Source organism: Leisingera sp. NJS201 (assembly GCF_004535885.1).
Classification (GTDB): Bacteria; Pseudomonadota; Alphaproteobacteria; order Rhodobacterales; family Rhodobacteraceae; genus Leisingera.
Genome location: NZ_CP038234.1, coordinates 3,743,653 through 3,767,359 on the forward strand (window position 1 = coordinate 3,743,653; position 23,707 = coordinate 3,767,359).

20 protein-coding genes and 2 pseudogenes are annotated in these 23,707 nt (G+C 64.1%); 12 read left to right on the forward strand and 10 right to left on the reverse strand.

The window, feature by feature from the left end; all coding sequences use genetic code 11:
* Window positions 1-60: 60 nt before the first annotated feature.
* The 5 genes from pqqE to pqqA are packed head-to-tail and all read right to left on the reverse strand — an operon-like array spanning window position 61 to window position 3,183.
* Complete coding sequence (gene pqqE / locus ETW23_RS18520) at window positions 61-1,146, reverse strand: pyrroloquinoline quinone biosynthesis protein PqqE (RefSeq protein WP_134830871.1); 1,086 nt, start codon at window positions 1,144-1,146, stop codon at window positions 61-63.
* Window positions 1,143-1,430 carry a pyrroloquinoline quinone biosynthesis peptide chaperone PqqD gene (gene pqqD, locus ETW23_RS18525; protein WP_129369631.1) on the reverse strand — a complete coding sequence of 96 codons (288 nt, stop codon included), beginning with the start codon at window positions 1,428-1,430 and terminating at the stop codon, window positions 1,143-1,145. The genes pqqE and pqqD overlap by 4 nt, the downstream gene beginning before the upstream one ends.
* Window positions 1,427-2,179 (reverse strand): pyrroloquinoline-quinone synthase PqqC, encoded by a 753-nt coding sequence (pqqC, locus tag ETW23_RS18530; RefSeq protein WP_134830872.1) that lies wholly within the window; start codon window positions 2,177-2,179, stop codon window positions 1,427-1,429. Before pqqC ends, pqqD begins: the two co-directional genes overlap by 4 nt.
* The gene (pqqB, locus tag ETW23_RS18535; RefSeq protein WP_134830873.1) at window positions 2,176-3,060 is read right to left on the reverse strand and encodes a pyrroloquinoline quinone biosynthesis protein PqqB; all 885 of its coding nucleotides are present in this window, start codon (window positions 3,058-3,060) and stop codon (window positions 2,176-2,178) included. Before pqqB ends, pqqC begins: the two co-directional genes overlap by 4 nt.
* Window positions 3,061-3,081: 21 nt before the next feature.
* Complete coding sequence (gene pqqA, locus ETW23_RS18540; protein WP_134831356.1) at window positions 3,082-3,183, reverse strand: pyrroloquinoline quinone precursor peptide PqqA; 102 nt, start codon at window positions 3,181-3,183, stop codon at window positions 3,082-3,084.
* Between the two features lie 1,346 nt (window positions 3,184-4,529).
* On the opposite strand from pqqA, the gene ETW23_RS26885 reads away from it, so the two are divergent.
* Window positions 4,530-5,408 (forward strand): 4Fe-4S binding protein, encoded by an 879-nt coding sequence (locus ETW23_RS26885; protein ID WP_368075857.1) that lies wholly within the window; start codon window positions 4,530-4,532, stop codon window positions 5,406-5,408.
* Entirely contained in the window at window positions 5,405-6,316 is a 912-nt protein-coding gene (locus ETW23_RS18550; protein WP_134830874.1) for an FAD:protein FMN transferase, read from the forward strand. Before ETW23_RS26885 ends, ETW23_RS18550 begins: the two co-directional genes overlap by 4 nt.
* A 77-nt stretch (window positions 6,317-6,393) precedes the next feature.
* On the opposite strand, the pseudogene ETW23_RS18555 reads toward ETW23_RS18550, so the two are convergent.
* From ETW23_RS18555 to pedF, 3 genes and pseudogenes are all read right to left on the reverse strand, one after another.
* Window positions 6,394-7,776: pseudogene (locus ETW23_RS18555) on the reverse strand (transposase).
* Window positions 7,777-7,861: 85 nt separating this feature from the next.
* Entirely contained in the window at window positions 7,862-8,764 is a 903-nt protein-coding gene (locus tag ETW23_RS18560) for an ABC transporter substrate-binding protein (RefSeq protein ID WP_205879915.1), read from the reverse strand.
* A gap of 17 nt (window positions 8,765-8,781) precedes the next feature.
* Window positions 8,782-9,459, reverse strand: coding sequence for a cytochrome c-550 PedF (gene pedF, locus ETW23_RS18565; protein ID WP_134830875.1), 678 nt, complete (start codon window positions 9,457-9,459; stop codon window positions 8,782-8,784).
* 170 nt (window positions 9,460-9,629) lie between these two features.
* Here pedF and ETW23_RS18570 point away from each other — a divergent pair, with 170 nt between their 5' ends.
* The 9 genes from ETW23_RS18570 (at window position 9,630) to ETW23_RS18610 (ending at window position 20,013) form a co-directional block, all read left to right on the forward strand.
* A complete protein-coding gene (locus ETW23_RS18570) occupies window positions 9,630-10,793 on the forward strand; it encodes an ABC transporter substrate-binding protein (RefSeq protein WP_134830876.1) in 1,164 nt (387 codons plus the stop codon).
* Entirely contained in the window at window positions 10,790-11,767 is a 978-nt protein-coding gene (locus ETW23_RS18575) for a YVTN family beta-propeller repeat protein (RefSeq protein ID WP_134830877.1), read from the forward strand. The genes ETW23_RS18570 and ETW23_RS18575 overlap by 4 nt, the downstream gene beginning before the upstream one ends.
* A gap of 49 nt (window positions 11,768-11,816) precedes the next feature.
* Window positions 11,817-12,275 carry a hypothetical protein gene (locus ETW23_RS18580; protein ID WP_134830878.1) on the forward strand — a complete coding sequence of 153 codons (459 nt, stop codon included), beginning with the start codon at window positions 11,817-11,819 and terminating at the stop codon, window positions 12,273-12,275.
* Window positions 12,272-12,991 carry an ABC transporter ATP-binding protein gene (locus tag ETW23_RS18585; protein WP_134830879.1) on the forward strand — a complete coding sequence of 240 codons (720 nt, stop codon included), beginning with the start codon at window positions 12,272-12,274 and terminating at the stop codon, window positions 12,989-12,991. Before ETW23_RS18580 ends, ETW23_RS18585 begins: the two co-directional genes overlap by 4 nt.
* Window positions 12,988-13,788, forward strand: coding sequence for an ABC transporter permease (locus ETW23_RS18590; protein WP_129369622.1), 801 nt, complete (start codon window positions 12,988-12,990; stop codon window positions 13,786-13,788). Before ETW23_RS18585 ends, ETW23_RS18590 begins: the two co-directional genes overlap by 4 nt.
* Window positions 13,789-14,001: 213 nt before the next feature.
* Window positions 14,002-15,768, forward strand: coding sequence for a PQQ-dependent methanol/ethanol family dehydrogenase (locus tag ETW23_RS18595; protein ID WP_129369621.1), 1,767 nt, complete (start codon window positions 14,002-14,004; stop codon window positions 15,766-15,768).
* A 141-nt stretch (window positions 15,769-15,909) separates the two neighbouring features.
* Window positions 15,910-16,605: a response regulator transcription factor gene (locus ETW23_RS18600; protein ID WP_134830880.1), complete on the forward strand. Its 696-nt coding sequence runs from the start codon at window positions 15,910-15,912 to the stop codon at window positions 16,603-16,605.
* A gap of 33 nt (window positions 16,606-16,638) precedes the next feature.
* Complete coding sequence (locus tag ETW23_RS18605; protein WP_129369619.1) at window positions 16,639-17,808, forward strand: FIST N-terminal domain-containing protein; 1,170 nt, start codon at window positions 16,639-16,641, stop codon at window positions 17,806-17,808.
* A 3-nt stretch (window positions 17,809-17,811) separates the two neighbouring features.
* Complete coding sequence (locus ETW23_RS18610; RefSeq protein ID WP_134830881.1) at window positions 17,812-20,013, forward strand: PAS-domain containing protein; 2,202 nt, start codon at window positions 17,812-17,814, stop codon at window positions 20,011-20,013.
* 17 nt (window positions 20,014-20,030) lie between these two features.
* Here the strand turns inward: ETW23_RS18610 and ETW23_RS18615 are convergent, their stop codons facing one another.
* Window positions 20,031-20,378 carry a DUF779 domain-containing protein gene (locus ETW23_RS18615; protein WP_205877333.1) on the reverse strand — a complete coding sequence of 116 codons (348 nt, stop codon included), beginning with the start codon at window positions 20,376-20,378 and terminating at the stop codon, window positions 20,031-20,033.
* 70 nt (window positions 20,379-20,448) lie between these two features.
* Window positions 20,449-21,993, reverse strand: coding sequence for an aldehyde dehydrogenase (adh, locus tag ETW23_RS18620; protein WP_134830882.1), 1,545 nt, complete (start codon window positions 21,991-21,993; stop codon window positions 20,449-20,451).
* 387 nt (window positions 21,994-22,380) lie between these two features.
* On the opposite strand from adh, the pseudogene ETW23_RS18625 reads away from it, so the two are divergent.
* Window positions 22,381-23,476 (forward strand): annotated as a pseudogene (locus ETW23_RS18625) (IS5 family transposase).
* Window positions 23,477-23,707 lie beyond the last annotated feature (231 nt).

Consider the following 23,707-nt stretch of genomic DNA (forward strand, 5'->3'; position numbering starts at 1 on the left):
ACTCAGAGTTTTTGGCTATCACAAGGATGCTCCGAAAGCCTAGGTCAAGGCTCGCGTTACTTAGCAGGCCGCACTCCGGTAGAAAAAAGCAGTTTCAGTATTGCTCCCACCTGTTTCAAGAAGCTCAACCACAGTCTGATGCCGCGGTGACTTCCGGCACACGGGATCGGTTGCGCCTGCATCCCCGGCCAGGGCCAGCGCCTGACAGCGGCAGCCGCCAAAATCGGTTTCCCTTCGGTCGCAGCTGCGGCAGGGCTGCGGCAGCCAATCCGTGCCCCTATAGGCGTTGAATGCCGCGCCCTCGTACCAGATCGCCGCCAGCGGTTTGCTGCGTATATTGTCGAAGTTCAGATGCGGGATGGTCTGCGCCGCATGGCAGGGCAGCACGGTGCCGTCTGGCGCGATGTTCAACCCGGCTGTGCCCCAGCCGCCCATGCAGGCCTTGGGATAATCCGCATAATAGTCCGGCGGCACGAAGTCGAAGGCCAGCACCCCGCGCAGCCGCTGCTCTGCCTCTGCGACGATGCGTTTGGCGTCCTCAGTCTGCGCGCGCGTCGGCAGCAGCTGGGCCCGGTTGCGGGACGCCCAGCCGTGAAACTGCACGCAAGCCACTTCGAGCCGCCGGGCACCCATTTCGACAGCCATGTCGACGGTGCGTTCCAGATCATCCAGATTGTGCCGGTGCATGACGGCGTTCAGCGTCAGGGGAATTTCCCGGGCCTTGATCTCCGCCGCGATCTTCATCTTGCGGTCAAACCCGCCCTTGTAGCCGCCGATCCAGTCCGCGAGTTCTGCAGTCGTGCCTTGCAGAGACAGCTGAATGTGGTCCAGTCCCGCGGCCTCCAGCGCATCCAGCCGCCTGGGCGTCAGGCCGATGCCGCTGGTGATCAGATTGGTATAGAGCCCGCAGCCCTGTGCTGACGCGGTGAGCTCTGCCAGATCCGGGCGCGCGGCGGGCTCGCCGCCGGACAGGTGCAATTGCAGGACACCCAGTTCGGCAGCCTGGCGGAAGGCATCCGCCCATTCAGCGGTGGTCATCTCCGCCTCGCGGCCCAGCAGGTCCTGTGGGTTGGAGCAATAGGGGCAGGCCAGCGGGCAGCGGTGCGTCAGCTCAGCCAGCATCGCGATGGGAGGAGGCACGGTCATGACCGCACCGCCAGATACATGCGGGCCCGCAGACCAGCCAGAAAGCGCTGCACATCCCCGGCGATCTGCTCCGACGGGGCATCGTAGGCCGCCGCCAGACCGGCAACGATTTCCTTGAACGAAGCGCGTCCATCCACCCGCGACAGGACCGCCTCGCCGATGGCATCTAAAGCAATGGCCTTTTCCGGGCAGAGCAGCACCGTGCCGCCCCGCACCTTATCCGTGATCATCCGCACCCCGCGCGGCAGATAGGGGCGGTCCGTGGGGGCAAGCGCCAGTGTCATGCCAGCCCCTCGCCCGGCTGCCAGGCGCCCGGCGGAATCCGCCCCGGCTCCACATAAGCGCCCCAAAGCGCATCCAGCTGCACCCACAGGACATTGGTCTTGAAGATCAGCGCCGCGCAGGCGGCGTCTTCCTTTTCCGGGGTGTTGGCGTTCTCCAGCACCCAGGCCAGGCCGAATTTCACGTCCTTCGGCGCCTCGGTCAGCCGTTTGCGGAAATAGGACAGGCTGGCGGCATTGGCAAAATCGTAGTGCTGCAGCAGGCCTTCGATCCGCCGTTCGTGGATGGAGGGGGCGAATAATTCCGTCAGCGACGAGGCCACCGCCTGCAGGAGCGGCATGTCGCGCACGTAGCGGACATAAGCGTCGACAGCGAATTGGGTGGACGGCAGCACGCCCCGGCCGGAGGCCACATAGTCCGGATCCAGCCCGACCGCTTCGGCCAGCCGCAGCCAGCGGCGGATACCGCCGCCCTCGCTGACGCCGCCGTCATGGTCTTCGATCCGGCTGCGCCAGGCTCGGCGCATGGCGGGATCGGTGCAGCGGGACAGAAAGGCCGCATCCTTCATCGGGATCGCCGCCTGATAGGCCCAGCGGTTGATCACCCAGGCACGGACCTCGTCAGGCGAACACTCCCCGCCGTGCAGCCTGTGGTGAAACGGATGCTTGTCGTGGTAGCGCGCCGCGCCGATGGCGCGCAGGCGGGCCTCAAGCGGTTCTCTGGCCGGCATTTCCCGGGTTTGGGCTTTCATAGCGCAATCTCCATTCCATCCGCTGCAATTGTCCACCCTGCGGCCAGCACCTGCGCGCGCTCGGCGCTGCCGGGCTGCCAGACGGGATTGGTGTTGTTGATGTGAATGAACGTCTTGGCGGCATCCACATTCCGCAAGCTGGCGATGGAGCCTAGGGGGCCGCTGATGGAGATATGCCCCATCCGCTGGCCGGTCTTGGTCCCCGTTCCGCTCTGGATCATCTCCTGATCGTGCCAGAGTGTGCCGTCAAAGAAGATGTGATCAGCATCCGCCAGTATCCCCAGCAACCCTGCGGAGACAGCGGAACAACCGGGAATGTAATAAGCGGTTTTGGTGCCGTCGGTCAGCCGGACGCCGACTGTCTGCTCGCCCATCAGATCCGTCTCCACCTGCCCGCCTTCCAGGAACAGCGGCACCTTGCCCGGCACCGGGAAAACCGTTGCCTGTAGCCCCGGAAGCAACTCGAAACCCTCGCTCAGACGCACCGGATAGCGGCCGACAGCCGCCGGAAGCACGTTGAACACCGGGTTCGCCGACAGCAACTCCAGCAGACCCGCCGTGGCGAACAGGGAAAACGGCGATTGCTCCCGCAAGGACAGCAGCCCCGCGATGTGATCAATATCGCCATTGGTCAGCAGCACTGCGCGCAGTGGGCAGTGGCGCAGCGATTGCGGGTGCATGGACGGGCAGTTCTGCAACTGAACACGGATGTCGGGAGAGGTGTTCAGAACCGCCCAGTTCTGCCCGTCCAATGTCACGGCCAGCGAGGACTGGGTGGCGGAAGCGATCCTGCCGAGACGCGCGTCCCGGCAGTTCCGGCAGCCGCAATTCCATTGCGGCAGGCCGCCACCCGCTGCTGCACCAAGAACAAGAAACCGCATGGCCGTTTTCCTGTTTCGCGATCAGTACAGATCGGGTTCGTATTCGCGGCCCTCGTCCTCGGACGGGGAGTACATGTTGATTTCCATGCCGCAGTTTATTTCTTTCAGTTTCGGGCAGACCAGGCCATTTCATCCTCCTTTGCTGGCTTTAATCCCGTCAGCCTACCCTCCCGTCCCGGGCCCCGGTATTGGCCTTTGGTCGTAGGGACGGCCTCAGACTTTGGTCCAATGGCACGGGACGTATATGCCCGGCAGACTGCCAGCCATGCGCGTATCCTGGTTCATACTCTGGCTTCAGGCCTGGCTGTTTGCGGCCAGCGCGCTGGCGGCGTCACCATTGCCGCGTGAGGAAATCAGCGCCCTGATCATGCCGCCGTTCTCCTTGGGGGAGCCGGTGAACGGCAAGGGCGTTTATACGCTGCTAAACTCCGGCGGGGCGGAGGCGGGCTATGCCTTTGAAACCGAGCCCCTAGCCCCCCTGCCCGGGTTTTCCGGCGCGCCGGTCAACGTGCTGGTGCTTCTGGACCTGGACGGCACCTTTCTGGATGTCCGGCTGATCAGCCATAACGAGCCAGTCTTTGTCTCTGGGCTAGGCCCAGCCCCGTTTCACAAGTTCTTTGAGCAATATCCCGGCCTGTCAGTCTTTTCGGCGATCACTGTCGGCACTCCCTACGGCGAGGCGAGCTCCGGTTCATCCCTCGTTTATCTTGACGGGGTAACCAAGGCGACCGCGTCGGTGCGGATCGCGCATGACTCGGTTATGGCGGCAGCGCTGGCGGTCGCGCGTGAGAAGATGCACGGCGTCATCACCGCCCCCCCGGCCCGGCCGGACCCGGACTACAGCGAGGCGCTGGACTGGGCCGACCTGGTGGATCAGGGCTTGGCCACCCACGCCACCATCTCCAATGAGAAGGTTGACGCGGCTTTTTCCGGCACGCTTTGGGCCGATGACGATCCGGAGGCGCAGCAGCACCCGGAGGCTGCCTATCTCGATCTCTGGATCGTTGACCTTGGCCCGCCGTCAATCGCACAGGCGGTTCTTTCACCAGACGGTTATGATGAGCTGCAGGAGTTCCTGACGATCTCCCCCGATGATGAGCCGCTCTTGCTGATCGAGACCGGCCGTCACGGGCTGGTCAGTTCGGATTTCATCCGCAATACTGCGCCGGACCGGGTTTTTGCCACACAGAACGAGCTGCCGGTCGCGCTGCGGGACAGTGATCTGCTGGTGGAGCTATCGCCGGACCTGCCCGGCCCCTTGCACGACGGTACTGCGATGATCCTGCGGGCGGACCGCCGCCTCGGGTTTGACCCAGCGCAGGAGTGGACGCTGCACGTCCAAGCGCTACGCGCGCATGGCATGTTCCAGCCTGAGACAGGCACTGTGGAACTCCCCGTAACGCACCAGACCCACGAGCGTTTTTTCCTGCGCGCCGCCCCCCGGCACCGGTGCCCCCTGGCTGGAGGCAATGCGCAGCCGCCGTACAGACCTGATCGTTCTGGCGTTGCTGCTGACCGCGCTGACCGCCGCGCTGCTGTTGGCTCAAGGCCGGATCGCCGCCCGCAAGGTGCTGACACCGCTACGGCTGACGGTGCTGGCGGTTGTCACCCTGTTCATCGGCTGGTGGGGCCAGGGTCAGCTGTCCATCGTCACTGTGCTTGGCGTGCTGCGTACCGCAGCCGAGGGCGGCAGTTTTGCTTTCCTCGCCTACGACCCGTTTTCGCTGCTGCTTTGGGGATTTGCCATCTTTGGCCTTTTCCTGTGGGGCCGGGCGCTGTTTTGCGGCTGGCTGTGCCCGTTCGGCGCGCTGCAGGAATTCGCACACCATCTGGGACGCAGGCTAGGGCTGCCGCAGGTACCCCTACCGCCGATCTGGGACGGACGGCTCAGATACATCAAATACGGGGTTCTAGTCGGACTGGTATCTCTGCTGTTCCTAGCTCCCGCGCATGTGGATACCGCGGCAGAGGTTGAGCCTTTCAAGACCGCAATCACCACCTATTTCCTGCGCGAATGGTATTTCACCGCCTATGCCGCCTTCTGGCTGGTGGCGGGGCTGGTGCTGTTCAAGCCGTTCTGCCGCTACCTGTGCCCGCTGGGCGCGGCCATGGCCGCGGGCGGACTGCTGCGGCAACGCAGCTGGATCGCCCGGCGCACTGCCTGCGGCAGCCCTTGCCAGCTGTGCCGGGTGAAATGCGCCTATGGCGCTATCGAACCATCCGGCTCGGTCCGCTATGACGAATGCTTCGGCTGCCTCGACTGTGTATCGATCCACGACGACGCGGCCCGCTGTGTGCCGCTGATCCTGGCGGCACGCAAGAAACAACAGCTGGAGGCTGCGGAATGAGCGCCAAACTGACCCGCCGCCGGTTCCTGACAATCTCTGCCGCCGCCCTCGGCGTCACAACTCCTGCGGCGCGGGCCGCACCCGTCACTTGGCAGGGATTTGCACTTGGCGCCGAGGCACGCCTTACCATTCACGCGCCGCAACCGCAGGCAGACCGAGCAATTGCCGCCGCGCAGTCGCAGCTGCGTCAGGCCGAACAGCTGTTCAGCCTTTATGATCCAACCTCCTTGCTGTCCCGGCTGAACCGGTCGGGATTTCTGAAAACACCGCCCTTGCCGTTTCTGCGCCTGATCCGGCTCTGCACCCGGATGCACACAGCTACCAAAGGCGTGTTCGACCCGACGGTCCAGCCGCTGTGGCACGCCCGGTCACGCGGAGGCCGCGTAGACGAGGCAGCCCGCCTCGTGGGCTGGCATAAGGTCTCAGTGACGGAAAAGGCGATCCGGCTGGCGCCGGGCCAGGCGCTGACCTTCAACGGCATTGCCCAGGGCTATGCCACCGACATGGTGCGCACGGCGCTTGGCCGTCTGGGGTTAGAGCGAATTCTGATCAATGCCGGCGAGTTTGCCGCCCTCGGTGGTCCGTTCCGCGTTGGGCTGGCCGATCCTGAGCTCGGTGTCTTTGCAGCGCGCAGTTTGATTGACCGGGCCATCGCCACCTCCAGCCCCGGCGCACTGGAATTGAAGGGCTCGGCGCATATTCTACATCCCGCCCTTGACCGCCAGCCGCAGTGGGCCACGGTCAGCACCGAGGCTGCGAGCGCCGCGCTGGCGGATGCCGCCTCCACCGCCTTTTGCCTGATGCAGGAAAGTGAAATCACCGCCGCGTTGGCGCGCCTTCCGTGTGACTTCAGCGCGACCCTGCTGACACTGGATGGCCGAGTAAAAACAATGAGCCGATGCCGTTGAAAAACCTGTTGTTTTTGGCGGCATACCCGGGGTTATGGACCTAATTTCCTGGAGTAATCTGTGGTTGCACCGCTCTTCTACGCAGCGGCAGGCACTATTGGCTTCAGTTTGGCCAGTTTCCTGAGGTTCTGGACGGTGGCTGCGAGGGTGAACTCGTCCTGGACGCCACATGGGCCTCGTAGCCGGAGCCGCCCCAGCCCGAGGATGCGTTTGAGGTGCGCGAAGAGCATTTCGACCTTCTTACGCCGCCTCTGGGCGGTCGGGTTGTAGCCGGAGGCCGTGCAGAGCCGGGCGAAGTCTCTCACGATCTCATATTTGTCTCGATTGATGCTGCGCGTTGCAGTGTCGGGGCAGCATTTCTGCTTCGATAGGCAGGTCTGGCTGTCGAGTTTTGAGCTGCGGTACTGGCGGCGGCCGGGCTTGGGGTTGTGTCTTCTGGGATCAGAATAATTTCGCCGGGTGTGGCGCAGTTCTTTACCTTCCGGGCAGATGTAGCGGTCATTTTCTTCGTCCCATGCGAAGTCGGATCGCAACCGGATGCCATCCTTGCGCTTTGAATGATCAAAGACCGGAATGAACGGGAGTATCTTCCGCTTGAGCGTCAGCCAAACCAGATTATCAGATGAGCCATAGGCGGTGTCCGCTGCGGCCCGATCAGGCTTCAGGCCAAAGCGCTCTTCCGTCCGGCCGGTCATCTTGCGCATGGCACCCGCCTCTGCCTGCCGGATCGAGCGGCTGGCATCCACGTCAAGAATGATCCCATGATCCGTGTCGATCAGGTAATTGTCTGAATAGGCAAAGAATGCAGGTCCTTTGCGAGCCGCGGTCCATTGGCTGGCGGGATCGGCATGTGCCGTGAACTTGGGTGTTGTTTCACTGGCCGCACCGAATGCTGCGTCATCGAGAGTGTCGAGATACTCGCGCACCGCCCGTGATATATCATTGGGATCGATCTCCCTGGCCACCCATTCTTCGGGATTGCTGGAGTTCTGCTTCTGAACATCCGCAACAATCAGGCTGGCATCCACGGCGACCCCCTGGCCACCGACAAGCCCTTCCGACACGCATCTTTCAACAGTCGTCTCAAAAACATGACGCAGCAGATCACTGTCGCGGAAGCGGCCGTGCCGGTTCTTGGGGAATGCCGAGTGATCCGGGATGCGGTCAGTCAGATCAAGGCGGCAAAACCAGCGACAGGCCAGGTTCAGATGCACCTCTTCGCAAAGCCGCCGTTCGGATCGGATGCCAAAGCAGTAGCCAACCACAAGCATGCGGATCATTGGTTCAGGATCGGCCGATGGTCGGCCCGTGCGGCTGTAGAAACCCGCCAGATGACCCCGGATGCCGCTCAGATCGAGATGCCGGTCAAGCGATCGCAGCAGATGATCTTACGGGGCATGCTCCTCTAGAGAGAACTCGTAAAAGAGTTCGGCCTGCGCCGCCTGCCTCGGTCCCGTCATCGCCAACCCTCCCGCTTAATGCGGATATTGAATCAGCCACTTAATCGCCGATCAAGTAGGAGTTTTTCAACGACATCGGCTAAGGTCAGCGTAACTCCGGCGGCCGGTGGGTCAGGCTGTGGGCTGCGAAAATGGCGGCAATCCGGCCATCCTGTAGCCCGGCGGCAATGGCATCCTCAACCGCATAGGCCAGCGGGCGATACGAAAAATGCACCGCCACCCCGGCGGTCCAGGTGCCCGCAGAGAAGCCAGGCAGCGGCGGTGTATGGACCGCGGTCTGCGCTGTCAGACCAGCCTCCAGCTGTGCCAGCGGCCCCATTGCAGCCTTGGTCTCAGCCCGTCTCAAACCCGCCATCGCCGCTGCCGCCGTCGGATAGCGGCGGATATTACTGCTCAGCTGGCCGCCCGGAAAAGCCGAGAGGTAGAAATCAGCAATCGAGTCATTCTCCACCGCGACGCTGTCGAAGCGGAAATAGGCCGGCACCGGCGGGTCTTCGGGATAGGCCTCCCGGCGGTAGGCGATGGCGACCTCCTCGACGTGGTATTGACCGGTGAACACCACCTGTTCGACCCGGCAGGCAAATTCGCTGTCATAGGGCACATGCAGCATGACGTTGGCCACGCTGCCGCCCACGATAGGCCCTTTCCAGATCCAGTGGCGCAGGTCCGCGTCCAGTGTCTCGCCCGCCGCGACCAGGGTGAAACGAGCCTCGACCCCCAGCTCCGCGGCAATCAGCCGGGCCAGGTCGATGTCGGCGCCTTTGATTTTGCCCGCCTCCTCGTAGGACCAGGGGCGGAAATCATCATAGGCCGCAAAGGTGATGAAGCCGCGCTCAAGGATAGTCTCGAGATCCTGCCCGACGATGTCGCGCGAGGCGTTCTGCGGCTTTGGCTGCGGCACGTGATCCGCACAGCGGGCCTGCCCGGCCTGCGCCCAGCCGCAGCCCAGCGCAGTAATCGCAAGAAATCCGGCCAGCTGCTGTCTCATGTGCCGCCCCCCCCGTCTTAGTGCGCCGCCGAGAGGCCGACAGTCAGGACCTCCGCGGCCCCGGCAAAGTCCGGCTGCGCGCCGCCGATCAGGCTGGCAGCCCGGTAGGGCGCGCTGTCAGCCACCGGAGCGCCGGACCCGGTTTCGACCCCTTGCGCGATTTTTGAAAGCTCCGCCCGCAGCGCCGCCGCATCACCATTGCTGCCCCCTGCCAGCGCGGTCAGCTCGTCGCGGATCTCCAGCAGCCGGCCGGTGGCCTCATCCAGCGCGCCGTCATCAGGCCGGGTTTCCAGATAGGTACGGATTGCCCAGGCGGCCTTCTGGCCCAGCAGCTCCCCGAAAGCGGGCATCTTGGTGATACCGTTCTGAGTGTAGCCAGTGCGGAACCGTTCCACGAACCACTCGTCGCCGAACTCCTCCGCCTCCAGATAGCGCAAATCGGGGGCCAACCCGCCTGAGACGCCACCCAGACCATGGCATCGGGCACAGTTCTGGTTGTAGCCGCTGCCGCCGATGTCGATCGCCGCCTGCCAGACCTCCGCTTCCTGGCCGCGATAGGGGTTTTCGGTCAGCCATTCCTCGCCCACTTCGGGCAGGGCATCGGTATTCACAGGCTGCGGCGCGACGTCTCCGTGGGCCTGCACCGTGGTGGCAAGAGCCGCGAACCCGAGGGCTGCAAGAGGCAATTTGAACATGAGTTCCTCCCGTAAGTTTGAGCTTGCCGCAACCATAGCCAGTCCGGGCCATGCCCCGATACGCGACTTAAGTCGGTCACCGGCCCCGAAAGCCTACGACCTTGGTCCAATGGCCGCGGGGCTGCAGGCGGCAGTACGCTCGGCCCATGCAGCCAGAACAGGGTGCCCCGATGCGCTTTCTAATCATACTCCTGATGGCCCTTTGCCCCGCCGCCTTTGCCGCGCCCAACAAGATTGAGGTGCCAGTCATTTATCTGAAACAGCAGGAGCAGCAGCCCCCCACCCTTTCTAATCTCGACCCGCCACCCGCAGACCTGGGCGAGACCGGCGCCCGGCTGGGGCAGGAAGACAACCGGACAACCGGCAGCTTCCTTGGCCACAGCTACAGTCTGGAGGTGGTGGTGGTGCCGCCGGGCGGCGATTTCACCGCTGCGGTACAGGCGGCGCTGGCACGCAGCGCGCTTCTGATCCTGGATGCGCCCAAACCGGCGCTGCTGGCCGCCGCCTCCCTGCCGGAGGCGCAGGAGGCGCTGCTGTTCAACACCACCAGCCCGGACATCGGCCTGCGCAGCGGCGACTGCCGCCGCAACCTTTTGCATACCCTGCCCTCTGACCTGATGCGCAGCGACGCGCTGATGCAGTTCGCGCTGTCCAAGCGCTGGACCGGGCTGGCGCTGATCTCCGGCAAGCACCCGCAGGACCAGGCTTTTGCCGGTGCCCTGCGCCAGAGCGCCGCCAAGTTCGGGCTGGAAATCACCGCCGAAAGGACCTGGGACTATGGCGCCGACATGCGCCGTAACGCCGCCCAGGAGGTGCCGCTCATGTCACAGGGCCTGGGCCGTCACGATCTGCTTCTGGTCGCTGACGAGCTGCAGGATTTCGCCCGCTACCTTCCCTACAACACCTGGTTGCCGCGACCGGTCGCCGGCTCCGAAGGCCTGGTTCCCGCGGCTTGGGCGCCGGTGGTCGAGCAATGGGGCGCCGCGCAGTTGCAGTCGCGGTTCCAGGAGCTTGCCGGACGCAAAATGCTGGCGCGGGACTACGCGGCTTGGGCTGCGGTGCGCAGCATCGGAGAGGCGGTGACACGCACCGGCTCGGCCGACGCGGATGTCCTGCGCCGCTACATGCTGTCGGACGCGTTCGAGCTGGCCGGCTTCAAGGGCCGCCCGCTCAGCTACCGCAGCTGGAACGGCCAGCTGCGCCAGCCGATCCCGCTTGCAACCCCCCGCGCGCTGGCGGCGCAGGCGCCCCTGCCCGGCTTCCTGCACCAGCACAGCGAACTTGACACTCTGGGCCTTGATGCGCCCGAAAGCCGTTGCGGAGCCTTCCAATGACATTTGCTGCAAAATCCCTTGCGCCCCTCGCCCTTTCGGCGCTGCTGGCCCCGGCGGCGCCGCTTAGCGCCGCGGAAATCTGGGTGACAAACGAAAAGGACGACACCATCAGTGTGATCGACATCGCCACGCTGGAGGTGGTCCGCACTATCGCAACGGGGGAGCGGCCACGAGGCATCACCTTTTCCAAGGATTTTTCGCGGGTCTATGTCTGCGCCTCCGACAGCGACACGGTGCAGGTTCTGGATGCTGCCACCGGCGAGATCCTGCACGACCTGCCCTCTGGCGAGGATCCGGAGCAATTTGTGCTGCACCCCAACGACCGGCACCTTTACATCGCCAACGAAGACGATGCCGTGACCACCGTGGTCGACACCGAAACCCGCAAGGTGGTTGCCCAGATCAATGTCGGGATCGAGCCCGAGGGCATGGCGGTCTCGCCCGATGGCAAGATAGCCATCACCACGTCGGAGACCACCAACATGGCCCATTGGATAGACACGGAGACGCAACAGCTGTTTGCCAATACGCTGGTCGACGCCCGCCCCCGCCACGCTGAATTCACTGCCGGAGGCAGCGCTCTGTGGGTCTCCTCCGAGATCGGCGGTACCATCACTGTCTTTGACACCGCAACCCAGGCCAAAACCGGCAAAATCACCTTCGAGGTCAAGGGCGTGCATCCCGACCGGGTGCAGCCGGTGGGCTTTGTCTTCACCGGCGATGAAAAGACTGCCTTTGTGGCGCTTGGCCCGTCCAACCATGTGGCGGTGGTCAATACCCAGACGCTGGAGGTGGAGGATTACATCCTGGTCGGCCGCCGGGTCTGGCACATGGCGTTTTCCCCCGACAAGTCGCTGCTGTTCACCACCAATGGCGTTTCCGGCGATGTGACCGTGATCGACACCGCCCAGCGCCTGGCACTGAAATCAATCAAAGTCGGCCGTTTTCCCTGGGGCGCGGCGCTGCGCCCCTGAGACTTGCCGCGCCCCGGCGGCGCGGCGTATCCTGACAGGAGGATCCACGATGCTTAATCCCCGCTTTTTCGCCGCGGCGCTGTGCCTGGCGCTGCCCGCCGCCGCCCTGGCCGATGACGATAACGATCCGGGCAAGGCCAGCCTAGGCCTTGCCGGACTGCTGTCCGCCGACAACAAGAAAGACCTGCCGCCGATTGCCCTGTCGGCGGGGATGCCGCTGGCGGAATCGCCCTGGGTGCTGAAATCCGGCACCTATTACGAGTTCGAAATCCAGGGCGACGGCAGCCAGGAACTTGCGTTGACCGGGGCTGATTTCTTTCGCGCTATCTGGATCGACGAGATCGTGGTGGAGGGCCTGGAAATCCGCCCGCTGGGGCTCGACAGCATCGAATTCGACGAGGCCGGCGAGATGGAGATCGGCTTTATCGCGCTGAAGCCGGGGAATTACCATCTCAAGGTGCCCGGCTCCACCGGCGATACCCAGCGGCTGGAGATCACTATCCAATGACCGGGCTGCGGGTGGAGAACCTGAGCTACGCCTACGGTGCCCGGCAGGCGCTCGACGGGGTCAGCTTCCGGGTTGAGCCCGGCACCTTCTGCGCCCTGCTCGGCCCCAACGGCGCGGGCAAGTCGACGCTGTTTGCGCTGCTCACACGGCTGTTCACCGCGCCGCAGGGCAGGATCGGGATTGCCGGCCACGACATGGCACGCGCCCCGCGCAAGGCGCTGCGGCAGATGGGGGTGGTGTTCCAGCAGCCGACACTGGACCTGGACCTGACGGTGCAGCGCAATCTCAGCTATTTCGCCGCCTTGCACGGCCTGTGCGGCGCCAGCGCGCAGGCCCGGATCGAGGCCGCGCTGGAGCGGCTGGAGATGCGCGGCCGGCTGGGTGAGCGTGTGCGCGACCTCAACGGCGGCCACCGCCGCCGGCTGGAGATCGCCCGCAGCCTGATCCACCATCCCAAGGTGCTGCTGCTGGACGAGCCAACCGTGGGGCTGGATGCAGCAACCCGGCGCGCAATCACCGCCCATGTCCATGACCTGTCCCGGCGCAAGGGGCTGACGGTGCTCTGGGCCACCCATCTCACCGACGAGGTAGAGGACGCCGATCAACTACTGATCCTGCACCGCGGCAAACTGGCGCAAAACGGCACCGCCCGCCAGCTGCGCGGCGGCCTGGGGCTGGCCGATCACTTCCTCAGGCTTACGGGTCAGGCCGCATGACCGCCTGGCTGACAGCCCTAGTGGCAATAACGCAGCGCGAAGCGCTGCGGTTCATCGGCCAGCGCGGACGCTTCGTCGCGGCGCTGGTGCGGCCAATGCTGTGGCTGGTGGTCTTTGCCGCGGGCTTTCGCGCCGCGCTTGGCCTGTCGATCACCCCGCCCTACGCCACCTACACCACCTACGAGGTCTATATCGTGCCGGGGCTTTGCGGCATGATCTTGCTGTTCAACGGCATGCAAAGCTCGCTGTCGATGGTTTATGACCGGGAGATGGGTTCGATGCGGCTGCTGCTGACCAGCCCGCTGCCGCGCTGGTGGCTGCTGGTCTGCCGGCTGCTTGCCAGCACCGCGATCTCGATCCTGCAGGTCTATGTCTTCCTGGCACTGGCAGGGTTATTCGGCATCCGCTTCAGTTGGGGCGGCTATGCCGCGCTGCTGCCCGCCCTTGTCCCAGCCGGGCTGATGCTGGGAGCGCTGGGGCTGGCGCTGTCTTCGGTGATCCGCCAACTGGAGAACTTCGCCGGGGTGATGAATTTCGTGATATTTCCGATGTTTTTCCTGTCCACCGCGCTCTACCCGCTATGGAAGATGGCCGAAAGCTCGGCGCTGCTGCGCGACATCTGCGCCGTGAACCCTTTCAGCCAGGCAGTCGAGCTGATCCGCTTTGCGCTTTACCAGCAACTGAACGCAGGCGCGCTGGCCTGGGTTCTGCTGTCGGGGCTGGTCTGGCTGGGGCTGGCGGTCTGGGGCTACGACCCGGCGCGCGGGCTGATGCGCAAGGCCGCGAAACCGGGGTGAGCGGCCACCCTCTGCACCGCGCGGCAAATTCACCGCAGACCCGGTCCGCAAGGCTCCGGGCATTGCTGCGTTGCGCCGGCCTCCCCCCTTACCGCCGCCCGCATACGACCATTGTGCAATACCGCCGGCCCGGCGCGCCTTGGATACTGTGGCAGGCCGGCAGCCCGCACCGGGTCGTGGCTGTTGAGGATCCAATGAGAGGGAGGAGCCAGAATGAACCGCTTCATCACGGCGGTCGCCGCAGGGACCATGATGGCGGGCGTCAGCCACGCCGGGGTCACCGAGGACGACCTCAAGAACGATCAGACGACCACCACGCAGGTGGTCACCAACGGGATGGGGCGGCACCTGCAGCGCTACAGCCCGCTGGACACCCTAAACAAGGACAACATCGCTAATCTGGTGCCTGCCTGGGCCTTCAGCCTCGGCGGCGAGAAGCAGCGCGGCCAGGAAACCCAGCCGCTGATCTACGACGGCATCATGTACATCACCGGCTCCTACAGCCGGGTCTATGCCATCGACATCGAGACAGGCCAGGAGATCTGGCAATATGACGCCCGTCTGCCCGAAGGCATCCTACCCTGCTGCGATGTGGTGAACCGCGGCGGCGCGATCTATGGCGACAGCTTCTATTTCGGCACGCTGGACGCCCGCATCGTGGCGCTGGACCTCAAGACCGGAGACGTGAAGTGGCGCAAGAAGGTGGCCGACTACAAGGCCGGCTATTCGATGACCGCGGCACCGCTAATCGTCAACGGGCTGGTGATCACCGGCAACTCCGGCGGCGAGTTCGGCATCGTTGGCGAGGTACAGGCACGCGACGCCGAAACCGGCGAACTGGTCTGGACCCGGCCGGTGATCGAGGGCCACATGGGCACCTTCAAGGGCGAGGAAAGCACCGTGACCGGCACCCTGAACGCCACCTGGCCGGGCGACATGTGGAAGACCGGCGGCGGCGCCACCTGGCTGGGCGGCTCCTATGATGCGGAGACAGATACGCTGGTCTTCGGCGCGGGCAACCCGGCGCCCTGGAACAGCCACCTGCGCAACGCGGGCACACCGGTTGAAGGCAACGCAGGCGACAACCTTTATGCCGCCAGCCGCATCGGCATCGACCCTTCGAACGGCGAGATCAAATGGCACTTCCAAACCACCCCGCGCGAGGGCTGGGATTATGACGGCGTCAACGAGGTGGTCGCCTACACCGACCGCAGCGGCAACAAGCGCTTTGCCACTGCCGACCGCAACGGCTTTTTCTATGTTCTGAACCGCGAGGACGGTAAATTCGTCAGCGCAACGCCCTTCGTCAAGGACATCACCTGGGCTGAGCGCATCGACGACACCGGCCGCCCGGTGTTCAACGAGGACAACCGCCCCGGCAACCCCGCGGACGCAGCCGATGGCAACAAGGGCGAGGTGATCTTTGCCTCGCCGTCGTTCCTGGGCGGCAAGAACTGGATGCCGATGGCGTTCTCGCAGAACACCGGCAATTTCTATGTGCCCTCGAACGAATGGGGCATGGATATCTGGAACGAGCCGATCAGCTACAAAAAGGGCGCCGCCTATTTGGGCGCGGGCTTTACCATCAAGCCGAACTACGAGGACCATATCGGCAGCCTCAAGGCGATAGACCCCGACACCGGCACGGTCAAATGGGAGTTCAAGAACGACTCGCCGCTATGGGCCGGGGTGATGACCACTGCGGGCGGTCTGGTGTTCACCGGCACGCCCGAAGGACGCTTCATTGCCTTTGACGACGAAACCGGCGAGGAGCTTTGGTCGTTCCAGACCGGCTCCGGCATTGTCGGCCAGCCGATCACCTGGGAACAGGACGGCGAGCAATATGTCTCGGTCATTTCCGGCTGGGGCGGCGCGGTGCCGCTGTGGGGTGGCGAGGTTGCCAAGAAGGTCAACTATCTGAATCAGGGCGGCATGCTCTGGACGTTCCGCCTGCCCCGCCAGCTAGCACAAGCAGACTGATTCCGGCCGGCAGAGGGCCGCAGGCAACAAACTCAGGCGCGCCTCCTGCGGGGGCGCGCCCGCCATATGCGACTTTAGGCGTATACCGCTGCTGCCGCCGGCTTGCTAAGCTGGCAGGAAAACAACAGCTCTGGTGCAGATATGCCGACACACACGGACACGCCGACCACCCCAGGGTTCCACGCGGCGCTGCTGGTGGATGACCACCCGCTTTTCTGCGACGCCCTGGCGATGACACTGCAGGCGGTCACCGCAATCAGCAGCATGCACACCGCGCCGGCCCTGCAGGCCGCGCTCGACATGATCGCCGACGGCATCCGCATCGACCTGGTGGTGCTGGACCTGAACCTGCCCGACGTCAACGGGCTGGACGGGCTGCTGCGGCTGCGCAAGGTGACGGACTGCCCGATCCTGGTAGTCTCCTCGATGGCCGACAACCGCATCGTCAGCTCGGTGATCCATGCCGGCGCCAACGGCTTCATTCCCAAACACAGCCAGCGCGACGTGTTCCAGAAGGCGGTGGAAGCGATCAATCAGGGCAAGGTGTTCCTGCCCGAGGGCTGCGTGCTGCTCGATGACAAGGCCGGCAGCAGCGACGACGTGCTGCAGCGGCTGTCGCAGCTGACCAATCAGCAGGCCCGGATCCTTCAGCTGATCTGCGAAGGCAAGCTGAACAAGCAGATCGCCTATGAGCTGTCGATCGCCGAGACCACGGTCAAGGCCCATATCACCGCCATCATGCGCAAGCTGGGGGTGCAAAGCCGCACCCAGGCGGTGCTGGCCGCCAAGCAGGCGAGCTTTGCAAACGTCTTGCAAGACGCGCCGCCGCCCGCCTAGTCTGGCGGGTGGAATTTTGGGAGGAGAAAGAGGATGGACCCTGTCGATGGCCCGTCAGGCGCGCCCGTGGCGGAGCCGCAGGTTGTCCGGTCCGGCTCGGTCGACTGCCGGGCGCCAGATGCTGTCGAACAGCTGGCCCAGGCGCTGAACCCGAACGGCCTGTCGCTGGTGGTGCTGTTCCTTTCGCCGGACACCGACGTTGACCGGCTTATCGGGGAGGCGCAGCGCCGGTTTGCCCCGGCGCAGGTCGTCGGCTGCACCACCGCGGGGGAGATTTCTGCGGGCGGCTATGTGGAAGGCGAGATCGTCGCCATCGGCTTTGCCCAGTCGCATTTCCAGACCCGCACCATCCTGATCGAGGATCTCGGCAGTTTCGATCCGCACTGCGTGATCGAGCGGATGATCAGCAACCGCAACCACATGGCACAGAACACCGTGGACTGGGTCTCGGACTTCACCTTTCTGCTGGTCGATGGGCTCTCCACCAAGGAAGACACGCTGACCTCGCAATTGTCGATCGGGCTGGGGCCCGTGGCCTTCTTCGGCGGCTCGGCAGGCGACGGCACCAACTTCGGCAGGACCTTTGTTCTGCATGGCGGCCAGGCCCATTCCAACGCCGCCATTCTGATCCAAGTCCGCAGCCGCTGCCCGATCGAGGTGTTCAAGACAGACCACCTGATCCCGTCGGAAAAGCGCATGGTGGTGACCGGGGCGGATCCGGCCCGGCGGGTGGTGCATGAAATCAATGCCGAACCGGCCGCCCGCGAATACGCCCGGGTGCTGGGCAAGGACCCAGAGCAGCTGACCGCCTTCACCTTTGCCGCCCATCCGGTCGCGGTGCAGTTCGGCGACCAGCACCACGTGCGTGCCATCCAACGCGTCGCCGACAACGACGAGCTGGTGTTCTTCTCAGCCATCGACGAGGGCGTAGTGCTGACCCTGGCCGAACCGGAGGACATGGTGACCCACCTGGAGCGCGAGATGGCCGCCCTCAGTGCCAGGCGCCGCCCCGAGATCATCCTGGCCTGCGACTGCATTCTACGGCGGCTTGAAGCGCAGCAGAAACAGGTCTCGCAGGACATTTCCCGCATCCTCCGGGACAACAGGGTCGTCGGCTTTTCAACCTATGGCGAGCAGATCAACTCGATGCACGTCAACCAGACCCTGACCGGGGTGGCGATCTACCCGCCGGACGAGGGCTGAGCGATGGTGCATGAGCTGATCGACCCCCGGGACCCGCCGGAACGGCAGAACGAGAAGCTGCTGAAAATCATCGAGACCCTGATGCGCCGGGCCGAGCAGAGCTCGGAAGCCTCCGGTGAGGCCTACGCCCAGTTCCAGCGCGCGGTGATGCTGGAGGAGGAGGTGCGCCTGCGCACCCGCGAGCTGGAGCACGCGCTGGACCTGCTCAACGAGTCGAACGCCCGGCTGGCGCTGGCCAATGCCGAGACCGAGGCCGCCCGCGCCAACCTGGCGAACGCGATCGAGACGGTGCAGGAAGGCTTTGCCCTGTTTGACGCGCAGGACGTGCTGGTCATGTGCAACACCCGGTTCGGCAAGCACATGACCGATATCTACCATCTGCTGCGCCCGGGACTGAAATTTGCCGACTATGTGAACCTGGTGGCGACCAGCGCTCATCTGGCGCTGCCGGAGGGCGAGACCGCCGTCGGCTGGGAAGCTTACCGGATCGCCCGCCACAAGGACGACCATGCGGTGTTCAACGTGATGATGGCCGGCAACAGCTGGCTGCAGGTCAGCGAGCACCGCACCCCGGACGGCGGCACCGTGATCCTGCAGACCGACATCACCGACATGATGCGGCTGGAGCGGCAGGAGCGCGAGCGGCTGCTCGACGACCAGTCGCGGGTGATCAAGGCGACGCTGGAGCATCTTGACCAGGGGGTCTGCATCTTCGACGCCCAGAACCGCCTGGTCGGCTGGAACCACCGCGCCGGAGAACTCCTGTCGATGCCTGCGGGCAAATTCCAGCTGGGCATGTTTTTCGCCACCCTCTACCGCCAGGCCGCGGACAGCATCCGCCTGCTCGGCGGCACCCGGCCGGAAGAGGTCGAGGCCTGGGTGGCCAGCACCGCCAAGCGGGCGCCCCTGTCGTTCGAGATCGGATTGGGCCGCGACCGCGTCCTGGCGGTCTTTGCGCAGCAGATGCCGGACAAGGGCTTTGTGATCAGCTTTACCGATGTCACCGCCGAACGCGCCGCGGTCCGCACCATCTCCCAGGTCAACGAAACGCTGGAGCAGCGGGTGGCCGAACGGACGCTGGAGCTGGAGGACGCGCTGTCTGAGGCGGAGCGCGCCAATGCCTCCAAATCGCGGTTCGTCGCCGCCGCCAGCCACGACCTGCTGCAGCCGCTGTCCGCCGCCAAGCTCTATGTCGGCTCGCTGGAGGACGACCTGCAGGATGCGGGCTTCAGGGACCGGGCGGCCAAGGCTGGCAACGCGCTGGTCGCGGTCGAGCGGATCCTCGGCGCCCTGCTGGACATTTCCAAGCTCGACTCCGGCCTGGCGGCAATCGACCGGAGCGCCATCAGCCTGAGCGGCATGCTGGACCAGCTGAAGGACGAGCTGGAACCGGTTGCCCGGCTCAAGGGGCTGGAATTCCGGGTCGTGCGCAGCGGCGCGGTGGTGGAAAGCGACGCCGCTTACCTCCGCCGCATCCTGCAGAATCTCGCCTCCAACGCGGTGCGCTACACTGATAGCGGTAAGGTTCTGATCGGGGTGCGGCAACGCCGCAGCCGGGTGCTGCTCGAGGTCCGCGACACCGGCCCCGGCATCCCGCCGGAGCATCAGGACAGGGTGTTCCAAGAGTTTCAGCGTCTCAACGCCAAGGCCAGCCCGTCGGACGGCATGGGGCTGGGTCTCGCCATTGTCGAACGGGCCTGCCGGCTGCTGAAACATCCGCTGAACCTCACCTCGGAGGTCGGGCGCGGCACCTGCTTTTCGGTGGAGCTGCCGCTGAGCACGGCGGCGCGCCCACCGTCGCCCTTGCCCGTCCCCGGCACCGGCGCCGCGGTGCCGTTTGCGCACCGGATCGTGGTTCTGATCGAAAACGACACCGGCCTCAGGGCGGCGTTGGAGATCACGCTGGACAGCTGGGGGCTGAATGTGCTGCCCTGCGCCAGCTGCGCCGAAGCCAGCGCGCTGCTGCAGGAAATCGACATTGGCCCGGATGCGATCATCGCCGATTACCAGCTGGACGACGGGGCACTTGGCACTGATGCGATTGCCACGCTCCGGGCGCAGCACGGGCCGATCCCGGCCTGCCTGGTGACCGCCAACCGCTCTCCGGATCTGGCGGCTGCCTGCGCCGGGCTGAACGCGGCGCTCTTGCATAAGCCGATAGACACTGGCGCGCTGCGCGGCTTCCTTGGGCGCGCGCTGACCTGACCATGGTGCGGCGCAACTCAGCGCAGGCACACGTCCGAGCGGGTCAGGAACCGCTTGCCGCTGCCGTTCTCCAGCGAGAACATCCCGCCGATACCGTCAATTGCGTCGATCACCAAATTGGTGTGCTTCCAGCGTGCATGCTGATCGGCATTCATGTAAAACGGCACCCCTCCGATTTCCCCAACCAGCACATCGCTGCCGCCAATGATGTAGTCGCCCTGCTGAAAGCACATCGGCGCGGACCCGTCGCAGCAGCCGCCGGACTGGTGAAACAGCAGATCCTGCCCGAACCGCGCCTTCAGCGCGCCGATCAGATCCAGCGCCGCCTCTGTTGCCGTCACGGTCATGCCAGTAGCCCCGGTCATTGCAGTCTCCCCGGTTGAATGAAAAAAGGAACGGCCCCGGACACCCGGGGCCGCCTGCAGCGCGACTTGCTCAGAAGAAGCCCAGCGCGTTGGGGCTGTAGCTGACCAGCAGGTTCTTGGTCTGCCGGTAGTGGTCCAGCATCATCTTGTGGTTCTCCCGGCCGATGCCCGACTGCTTGTAGCCGCCAAAGGCCGCATGGGCCGGATAGGCGTGATAGCAGTTGGTCCAGACCCGGCCCGCCTGGATGTCACGGCCAAAGCGGAAGGCGCGGTTGGTGTCGCGGGTCCACACGCCGGCGCCCAGCCCGTAAAGCGTGTCATTAGCGATCTCAAGCGCCTCGGCGTCGTCCTTGAAGGTGGTGACGGACAGCACCGGGCCAAAGATTTCCTCTTGGAAAATCCGCATCTTGTTGTGGCCCTTGAACACCGTCGGCTCGATGTAATTGCCGCCTTCAAGCCCCTCCAGGGCAGAGACATTGCCGCCGGTCAGCAGTTCGGCCCCCTCGTCCTTGCCTAGCTGCAGGTAGGACGCGATCTTCTCATTCTGCTCGGCGGAAGCCTGAGCGCCGATCATAGTGTCCATCGACAGCGGGTTGCCTTGCTTCACCGCCTTCACTCGTTCAATCGCGCGGGCCATGAAGTCGTCGTAGATCGATTCCTGGATCAGCGCCCGGCTGGGACAGGTGCAGACCTCGCCCTGGTTCAGGGCAAACATGGTGAAACCTTCCAGGCATTTGTCGAAATAGGCGTCATCGGCGGCCATCACATCCTCAAAGAAGATGTTCGGGGACTTGCCGCCCAGCTCCAGCGTCACCGGGATCAGGTTCTGGCTGGCATACTGCATGATCAGCCGCCCGGTGGTGGTCTCGCCGGTAAAGGCGATCTTGGCGATCCGGTTCGACGAGGCCAGCGGCTTGCCCGCCTCCAGCCCGAAGCCGTTGACGATGTTCAAGACGCCCGCGGGCAGCACATCGGCAATCAGCTCCGCCAGCACCATGATCGAAGCCGGCGTCTGCTCGGCCGGCTTCAGCACCACGCAGTTGCCCGCCGCCAGCGCCGGCGCCAGCTTCCAAACTGCCATCAGCAGCGGGAAGTTCCACGGGATGATCTGCCCGACCACGCCCAGCGGTTCCGGAATGTGATAGGCATAGGTGTCGGCGTCGATTTCGGAGATATGGCCTTCCTCGGCGCGGATGCAGCCCGCGAAATAGCGCCAGTGGTCGACACAAAGGGCGAGGTCGGCTGCAATCGACTCGCGGATCGGCTTGCCGTTGTCCAGTGTTTCCGCCGCCGCCAGCAGCTGGGTGTTTGCCTCCATGATGTCGGCTATTTTCAGCAGCATGTTGGCACGTTCGGTGGTCGAGGTCTTGCCCCAGGCCGGAAACGCCGAATGAGCCGCGTCCAGGGCTGTCTCGACATCCTCGGCGTTGGACCTGGCAATCTCGCAGATCACATCGCCGGTAATCGGAGTGGTGTTTTCGAAATACTGACCCGAGCGGGGCTCGGTGAATTCACCGTTGATAAAGTTGCCATAACGCGGCTTGAACGGAAAATCGACGCCCAGATGGGCCGTGTCCAGTGCCGCGTTGGCCAGCCCGTTCGTGTGGATGTTCATGCCATTCCTCCCAAGAATTGATCCAAGAAATGCAGCGGAACTGGTGGCCATGCACCTTAGATTGCAGGCACTGGGTCCGGTGCTGCCTAAAGGCTTAGACCATCGGCAAAAGCCGCGGTATTCGACCAAAGTCCCTGCCGGCCACTAAGTGGGGGAGAGGAAAGCTGTGGGCACAACCTGTTATTTCGCTGCGGTTGGCGCACCTGTGCAAGGTGCGGCCACCATGATTTCCGTCTAGCGTGAAAAGCCGCAGAGATGGGCTTGTGAAACCGGCAAAATGACATTTGCCGAGAGCCTGGCAAAGCGCTGTTTAGAGATGCTGGTGGCCTTGTTGCACAAATCGGGTGAGGGATTCACTGTATGAATCCAGCATGCTAGCTGAATGATATGAGAAGTGGGACCCCTACGAAGTACAAGACCACGAACTGGTCGGCTTACAATGAAGCGTTGAAGCGGCGTGGATCGCTGACGGTGTGGTTCGATTCAGAAATGACATGGCGGCCGCCACCGACCGGCAAGCGCGGTCGACAACCGAGCTTCAGCGACGCGGCGATCCAGACCTGCCTGACGATGAAGGTGCTGTTTGGCATGCCGTTGCGGCAAACGACGGGGGTCGTACAAAGCCTTTTGCGGCTGGTCGGCCTGGACTGGACCGTGCCGGACTTTAGTACCCTGTGCCGCCGTCAGACACGCTGAATGTGAGCATCCCCTGTCGTGGCGCGAAGGGGCCGCTGCACCTGTTGATCCCCTCTCGTGACATCACTGCGTGATGCACTGCCGGGCAGCGGACAGCACCGGCATCAAGGCCGAAGGAGAAGGTGAATGGAACGCCCGCAAGCCCCCCTCTCGCACATGCCATGCATGTGCTGCCGGGCAGCGGGTGGCCCCAAGCTGCGCATCTGGCGCAAGATACATATCGGCATCGACGAGGAAACGTTGGAGGTTCGGGCCGTCGGGATCACGGGCAGCAACATTGGTGACGCGCCCATGTTACCAGAATTACTGGACCAGATTCCGCCGGATCAGAAGATCGGCAGCGTCACCGCCCCCTCTCGGCAGATTGCTTCGCAATCGCCTGCCGGGCAGTGGATGGAGCCTATGACACACGCAAGTGCCATGAGGTCATCGCGGTGCGAAACGCAGCGGCCGTCATCCCGCCCCGCAAGAACGCCAAACCCTGGAAGCTGACGAGCCGGGCGCCGAGGCACGCAACGAAGCTCTGAGAGCCTCAAAGCACCTCGGCCGCGCTATCTGGCGGCGATGGAGCGGTTATCACCGCCGGAGCCGTGTCGAGATATGAGGAGGATCAGAAAAGGATCTGGGGGATCCTTTTCCTGACGATTGGATGAACTGCATCAAGCTGCTTGGTCAGTCATTGATGGTTCGAGACTTCGAACGCCAGGTCGCCGAACTCCAGGTCCGCATCGCCGTGCTGAACGGCTACACTGCGCTTGGCATACCCGTCACTGTGACTGTGGGATAAATCCGTCCGGGGAAAGGGGAACTGGGGTCAGACCCCGATTTGTGCAACAAGGCCCTGTTAAACTACGAAAGATCCGGGTTGCCACAAGTGTCCAATGCCGATGTCTGGTTAATCCAAGAATATTGAAAGTCCTACTATGCATTCTGACGCGACCGGCGTATTTGCCGTCCCTTCGCAAGCATGCGTGATTTGGATCAGCTCCTCACGCATCCTTGCGACCGCTGGCGGCGG

Excerpts from the sequence above, each read along its gene's own strand:
- pqqE (WP_134830871.1), bottom strand. The coding sequence starts at position 1,146 with ATGACCGTGCCTCCTCCCATCGCGATGCTGGCTGAGCTGACGCACCGC.
- pqqD (WP_129369631.1), bottom strand. The coding sequence starts at position 1,430 with ATGACACTGGCGCTTGCCCCCACGGACCGCCCCTATCTGCCGCGCGGG.
- pqqC (WP_134830872.1), bottom strand. The coding sequence starts at position 2,179 with ATGAAAGCCCAAACCCGGGAAATGCCGGCCAGAGAACCGCTTGAGGCC.
- pqqB (WP_134830873.1), bottom strand. The coding sequence starts at position 3,060 with ATGCGGTTTCTTGTTCTTGGTGCAGCAGCGGGTGGCGGCCTGCCGCAA.
- ETW23_RS26885 (WP_368075857.1), top strand. The coding sequence starts at position 4,530 with ATGCGCAGCCGCCGTACAGACCTGATCGTTCTGGCGTTGCTGCTGACC.
- ETW23_RS18550 (WP_134830874.1), top strand. The coding sequence starts at position 5,405 with ATGAGCGCCAAACTGACCCGCCGCCGGTTCCTGACAATCTCTGCCGCC.
- ETW23_RS18560 (WP_205879915.1), bottom strand. The coding sequence starts at position 8,764 with ATGAGACAGCAGCTGGCCGGATTTCTTGCGATTACTGCGCTGGGCTGC.
- pedF (WP_134830875.1), bottom strand. The coding sequence starts at position 9,459 with ATGTTCAAATTGCCTCTTGCAGCCCTCGGGTTCGCGGCTCTTGCCACC.
- ETW23_RS18570 (WP_134830876.1), top strand. The coding sequence starts at position 9,630 with ATGCGCTTTCTAATCATACTCCTGATGGCCCTTTGCCCCGCCGCCTTT.
- ETW23_RS18575 (WP_134830877.1), top strand. The coding sequence starts at position 10,790 with ATGACATTTGCTGCAAAATCCCTTGCGCCCCTCGCCCTTTCGGCGCTG.
- ETW23_RS18580 (WP_134830878.1), top strand. The coding sequence starts at position 11,817 with ATGCTTAATCCCCGCTTTTTCGCCGCGGCGCTGTGCCTGGCGCTGCCC.
- ETW23_RS18585 (WP_134830879.1), top strand. The coding sequence starts at position 12,272 with ATGACCGGGCTGCGGGTGGAGAACCTGAGCTACGCCTACGGTGCCCGG.
- ETW23_RS18590 (WP_129369622.1), top strand. The coding sequence starts at position 12,988 with ATGACCGCCTGGCTGACAGCCCTAGTGGCAATAACGCAGCGCGAAGCG.
- ETW23_RS18595 (WP_129369621.1), top strand. The coding sequence starts at position 14,002 with ATGAACCGCTTCATCACGGCGGTCGCCGCAGGGACCATGATGGCGGGC.
- ETW23_RS18600 (WP_134830880.1), top strand. The coding sequence starts at position 15,910 with ATGCCGACACACACGGACACGCCGACCACCCCAGGGTTCCACGCGGCG.
- ETW23_RS18605 (WP_129369619.1), top strand. The coding sequence starts at position 16,639 with ATGGACCCTGTCGATGGCCCGTCAGGCGCGCCCGTGGCGGAGCCGCAG.
- ETW23_RS18610 (WP_134830881.1), top strand. The coding sequence starts at position 17,812 with ATGGTGCATGAGCTGATCGACCCCCGGGACCCGCCGGAACGGCAGAAC.
- ETW23_RS18615 (WP_205877333.1), bottom strand. The coding sequence starts at position 20,378 with ATGACCGGGGCTACTGGCATGACCGTGACGGCAACAGAGGCGGCGCTG.
- adh (WP_134830882.1), bottom strand. The coding sequence starts at position 21,993 with ATGAACATCCACACGAACGGGCTGGCCAACGCGGCACTGGACACGGCC.